6 protein-coding genes are annotated in these 4,803 nt (G+C 41.0%); 3 read left to right on the top strand and 3 right to left on the bottom strand.

What is annotated here, in order from left to right; translation table 11 throughout:
- Window positions 1-223 precede the first annotated feature (223 nt).
- Both EKM76_RS12750 and EKM76_RS13515 read left to right on the top strand, forming a co-directional pair.
- The gene (locus tag EKM76_RS12750; RefSeq protein WP_125550953.1) at window positions 224-1,339 is read left to right on the top strand and encodes a serine hydrolase; all 1,116 of its coding nucleotides are present in this window, start codon (window positions 224-226) and stop codon (window positions 1,337-1,339) included.
- A gap of 11 nt (window positions 1,340-1,350) precedes the next feature.
- Entirely contained in the window at window positions 1,351-1,500 is a 150-nt protein-coding gene (locus EKM76_RS13515) for a hypothetical protein (protein ID WP_164507660.1), read from the top strand.
- Window positions 1,501-1,607: 107 nt separating this feature from the next.
- Here the strand turns inward: EKM76_RS13515 and EKM76_RS12745 are convergent, their stop codons facing one another.
- The 3 genes from EKM76_RS12745 to EKM76_RS12735 form a co-directional block, all read right to left on the bottom strand.
- On the bottom strand, window positions 1,608-2,291 hold the full coding sequence (locus EKM76_RS12745; RefSeq protein ID WP_125550952.1) for an NADPH-dependent F420 reductase: 684 nt from the start codon (window positions 2,289-2,291) through the stop codon (window positions 1,608-1,610).
- Window positions 2,288-3,343, bottom strand: a complete 1,056-nt coding sequence (locus EKM76_RS12740) for an LLM class flavin-dependent oxidoreductase (RefSeq protein WP_125550951.1) — start codon at window positions 3,341-3,343, stop codon at window positions 2,288-2,290. Before EKM76_RS12740 ends, EKM76_RS12745 begins: the two co-directional genes overlap by 4 nt.
- Window positions 3,344-3,567: 224 nt before the next feature.
- Window positions 3,568-4,161 carry a GNAT family N-acetyltransferase gene (locus EKM76_RS12735; RefSeq protein WP_125550950.1) on the bottom strand — a complete coding sequence of 198 codons (594 nt, stop codon included), beginning with the start codon at window positions 4,159-4,161 and terminating at the stop codon, window positions 3,568-3,570.
- A 336-nt stretch (window positions 4,162-4,497) separates the two neighbouring features.
- On the opposite strand from EKM76_RS12735, the gene EKM76_RS13815 reads away from it, so the two are divergent.
- A complete protein-coding gene (locus EKM76_RS13815; RefSeq protein ID WP_263853697.1) occupies window positions 4,498-4,623 on the top strand; it encodes a hypothetical protein in 126 nt (41 codons plus the stop codon).
- Window positions 4,624-4,803 lie beyond the last annotated feature (180 nt).

Below are 4,803 nucleotides of genomic sequence, written 5' to 3'. Positions count from 1 at the left end.
CTTGTTATCTAAGTAATACTGAACGGCCTGTTCCTTAAATTCCTTGTCATAACTGTGCTTCGTCATTATTTGATCCTCCAATTTACTTCCTTAATTATACTAAATCAGAGTCTCTATTTAACTTGTACACTTTTTATTCTAGGCCCAGATAGTTAATTGGAGTTGGTCAATTTTTGGTAGTGACAGAGTTGTGATCAAAAAGGGTGAGGGGGAGGAAGCAAGTATGAAAAAATGTCCATTTTGTGGTGCTGAGAATCCAGCGTCTGCGTTTTTTTGTGAACAATGTCAAAAGCCGCTTAGCGCTACTAAATCAGCGGCTATAACTAAAACTAAATCGAAATTGCCGCTATTTATTGGTGGCGCCATCGTTATAGTGCTGGCGATCAGTGTTTATTTTACTTTTTTTACAGCTGCACACAGCACGGCACCCAAGCCGGTTAGAAGTACCAAGGCTAATCCTAACAAAATAGTTGTTAGAAAATCTGCATCGAGTTCAGCCGTTACTAATGTGAAGAGCAAGGGTTCTAGCGTATCCGCGCAAGCAAATTTTAATGCGGATAAAATTAAAACCGATATTCAAACAACAGTTGGCACGATCTCAGGGCTAACTTCAGTTTATGTTGCCCCGACAACTGGCTCACAACAAGTCGTCATCGATAATCAGCAGCAGCGCGCCGCCAGTAGTATCAAGTTATTTATTTTGGCGGCGGCTTATTCACAAGTGAATCGTGGACAATTAAATTTAAGCGAGCTGCATACTTTAAGTTCCGCAGAAATCGTTGGTGGCACGGGCTTGGTACAAAATATGGCGGTGGGGACCCAGCTTTCCTATCAGGATCTATTAACACGGATGATCCAGGATAGTGATAATACCGCTACAAATATTGTGATCGATAAACTAGGTGGCCTCAATGTGGTTAATCAAGTGGCCGCGCAACTTGGTGCTAAAGACACTCAGCTGCAACGTAAAATGTTGGATACACAGACATTAGCTGCCGGTAAAGATAATTTAACCACGGTTCAGGATATTGGGAATTTATTGACCAAACTATATAAGCACCAATTGATTTCTAAGCCTGCTGATGATGCTATGCTAGGAATCCTAGCAACGACTAAAAATCATTCAAAATTACCGCAGTCACTACCAGCCGGAACAACAGTCTATAATAAAACCGGCGAATATCCTGACTATGGCGTTCAAAATGATGCGGCAATCATCAAAAATGAAAAAGGGGCATTCGTAGTTGTCGTTTTAGCACAAAATGGCGTTGAAAGTCAGCAAGTCACGGCGATGAATAAACTAGGTGCGCTGTTGTATCAGGATATTCTAGCTGATTAGGAGTGTTCAGGATGAAATATATGACAAAAGCGAATTATATTCAGTTAATAGCCGGCGTAATTGGCTTGATATACGGATTGATGCAACAAAATACTGTGTTTTGGGTGCCTGGTCTAATTTTGCTAGTCATAGGGTTTGTGCCGCAACGACGGCGCAAATAAAGTGATTTTATTTACTACTATGTGTCACATCAGTCACTCAGTTTATTAGATCAAAAAACACTGCCCGAATTTATTAGAAAAATTCGGGCAGTGTTTTTAATTAGTGCTTACTTTATCTTTGATGCGGCAACCTTTTGACCAAATTCAGTTTGATCAAAGTGGTCGATCACGCGCTTCAAATCTTTATAGTTTAGGCTGGCGCCAAATAACGGGCTACCAGGTTCAGTCATGATCCCGTCAGCAATATCATAATGGATAACTTGATCAAAGCCCATTGTATCAACGAAAGCTGCAACTTGATCAACGGCGGTACGATCATCACCAGTGACGAACAAAGCTTTGCGTTTCGGATCGCCTTTAGGATGAGTTTCTTCTTGCAAATTATGATAACCCATATGATTGAAAGCTTTGACAAGTGTGCTGTCTTTAAAATAGGCTTGAACTTGTTCGCTGGAAGTTGAATCAGGTGCTAAAACTTCTTCGCGGATACCATCAGTTTCCCACCAATAATTTGTGGCGTCGATAACCAATTTATCCTTAAGCAGGGCAGCATCGATGTTTTTATACCGGCTTAGTGGAATCGCTAAAATAATGATGTCGCTGTTAGCAACGACTTCGCTATTTTCTGAAGCAATAGCGCCGGGGACTAATGTCTTGATGATCAAATCAATTTTCTTAACTGAACCGGAGCCGGAAATCCGAACTTCGTAGCCAGCATCTAAAGCAAGGCCAGCAAGGACAATACCAACTTTACCGGCGCCTAAAATACCTACGCGTTTAATTGTCATTATTTCGCCGCCTCCTTTTCAAGCAAGATTTCCTTGACGCGGGGGATGACTTTAGTAGCAAAAAGCTCGATCATTCTTTCCCGTTGTGCTGCGGTTTGGTTGCCGGCACCATAAACTAAATCAAAGCGACCGAGGTCCAGCAAATCGATCGTCCGTGCGATTCGTTGCGCAACCGTTTCGGGATCGCCGACATAAAATGAGCCGACCTTAGTTTCATTGTCAAATTGTTCGCGACTCATTGGGGCCCAGCCACGAGTTAAACCAATGCGATCAAAATTCGCTTTGATGTTCTTAAAAGCAACTTCGATCGCCTCATCTTCATCGTCCGCGATAAAGCCATGGGAATGGACCGCAACTGGATATTCAGGCATATTAAGTTCTTTAGCTGCTTCGTGATAGAGATCGATATAAGGCTTGAATCGATCAGCTTGGCCGCCGATAATGGCGAGGATCACTTTGTAGCCGAAACGTGCGGCGCGGACAATTGATTCCGGTGAGCCACCAATACCGATATAAGTTTCCAATTCGCCATGCTCAGTTTTTGGATAAACTTCTTGATCTTTTAATGAAGCCCGGAATTTGCCTGACCAAGTGACAGGTTTTTCCTTGCGTAACAGATCATATAATTCTAATTTTTCATTGAATAAATCGTCGTAATCGATTAGATCATAGCCAAACAGCGGAAATGATTCAGTAAATGATCCGCGACCGAGCATAATTTGCGCACGACCGGCGGACAAACCATCAAGTGTGGCAAAACGTTCATAAACGCGAACTGGATCATCGGAGCTCAACACCGTTACGGCAGTGGCTAATTTAATGTTCTTAGTGACTGCTGCGATGGCTGCTAAAACTGTTTCCGGACTAGATACGCTGTAATCAGGGCGATGATGCTCACCAACACCGATCACGTCGATACCATATTGATCGGCCACTTCACCTTCATGAATAATTTGGCGGATCGATTCTGCTGCTGATTTTAAGCTACCATCTTCGTTAGCAATAATATCACCGAAAGTTTCAATACCGAATTCTAATTTATTAACGTCTACCATGGCTTGTATGCCTCCATTCACTTTTTGCTTACTTTTTGTAAGTTGTTGGGACAATCATATTATATTTTTTACAATAAAGCAATTGTTTTTACAGGAATTAGCAAAATAAATGTAAAATTATTTATTGCGCTCATCGGTGGGATAATTCACGAGCTAGAATAAATCTTTGTGAGTACTAAAATAGACAACCTGCTTTTTTTAGCGGTTGCCTCTATGGTAATTGTTTATTGTTGTTTCTTATATTGCATGTATAAATAAAAATTAAAGCCGCTACGTTTATGGTGTGGTTCTGGTACACGTTTAAAGACTTGATAGCCAAGTTTTTCGTATAACTGTACGGCGTTGGTATTCGTATCCGCCACTTCCAGTACATAAGTTTTAAAAGGCGTATTTTCATGGATGTACTGGATGATTTGTGTGGCTACTCCGCGGCCGCGATATTGACTGGCCGTCGCAACGAATTCCACTGCCCCCATACCAGCTTGCATTTTGAAGGGGTAGGGCTTATCTTCAAACTCATTTTTAAGAATACGATAAGCAATTGTTCCCTTAATAAAGCCTAAGTGGCGCCGAAATTCGTGCTGCACTAATTTGATCGACGGCACGGCATCATTGGTACAGGCAGCAAAACCTAATACTGTATCAGCTTCTATTGCGGCAAAAAAAACCTTTGGATTGAAAGCATGACTGAAGGTACGCGTCAATTTAGCCTTATCTTTGGAAAAAAACTTCAGCCATTGATAGAATCCTTCCACAAAAATTGCACTAACGTCTAGACGCAGGTCACGCTGGGCGGTATCTATTCTAATAATTTGCATAACAGTTATCCTTTCACACGGGTAAGTATTGTGGCAAACGTTTCTTGTTACTTGACCAGCATATCATCTCTAGGCGTGGTCGTATATTAAAATAACGTCGTTTATTGGTAGTGCTTGATGGCCTTGTTTCCAAGCTAATAAAAATAGCGAAACAACTATACTATATGGCTACTAATTATTTTGTAAATAAAATATTGTAGCTGATATTAAAAAAAGTTCTTGCCCTAGTGTGCAGACTAGGGTTTAGAATAATGATCGTACGGAAATGATTTATCGATTGATCAGTTAAACTTAGTCGATAAATTAGAATGGGTTCAACCGCGCCACGCTGATAATATGATGCTCGTAAGCAAAATAATCAGCGGAGGTCAGATTAAAATGCACAATGAAATCGTGTTATTTGGTGCTGGCGCAATCGGTGAAGCTAATGTTAGACGAGTTTCTGCTGTAGTCGATTTTTAGTTAGCCCGGTATAATGAATTTAAGTAAAATATTGGTAACGTCTAAAGTTCCATGAAACCCAAGTTCAAAACCGGATGTTCAAGGGGGGATGACGATTAATATATGGAATCACCGTTCACGGATGAATCGAACTTAATTCAGGTGTTGCTTCTCACTGGATCTTGCCTATTTTATGTGTTC

It is taken from the genome of Loigolactobacillus zhaoyuanensis, assembly GCF_003946385.1.
In the GTDB taxonomy this organism is placed as follows: Bacteria; Bacillota; Bacilli; order Lactobacillales; family Lactobacillaceae; genus Loigolactobacillus; species Loigolactobacillus zhaoyuanensis.
This window is presented reverse-complemented; position numbering and strand designations above follow the sequence as displayed.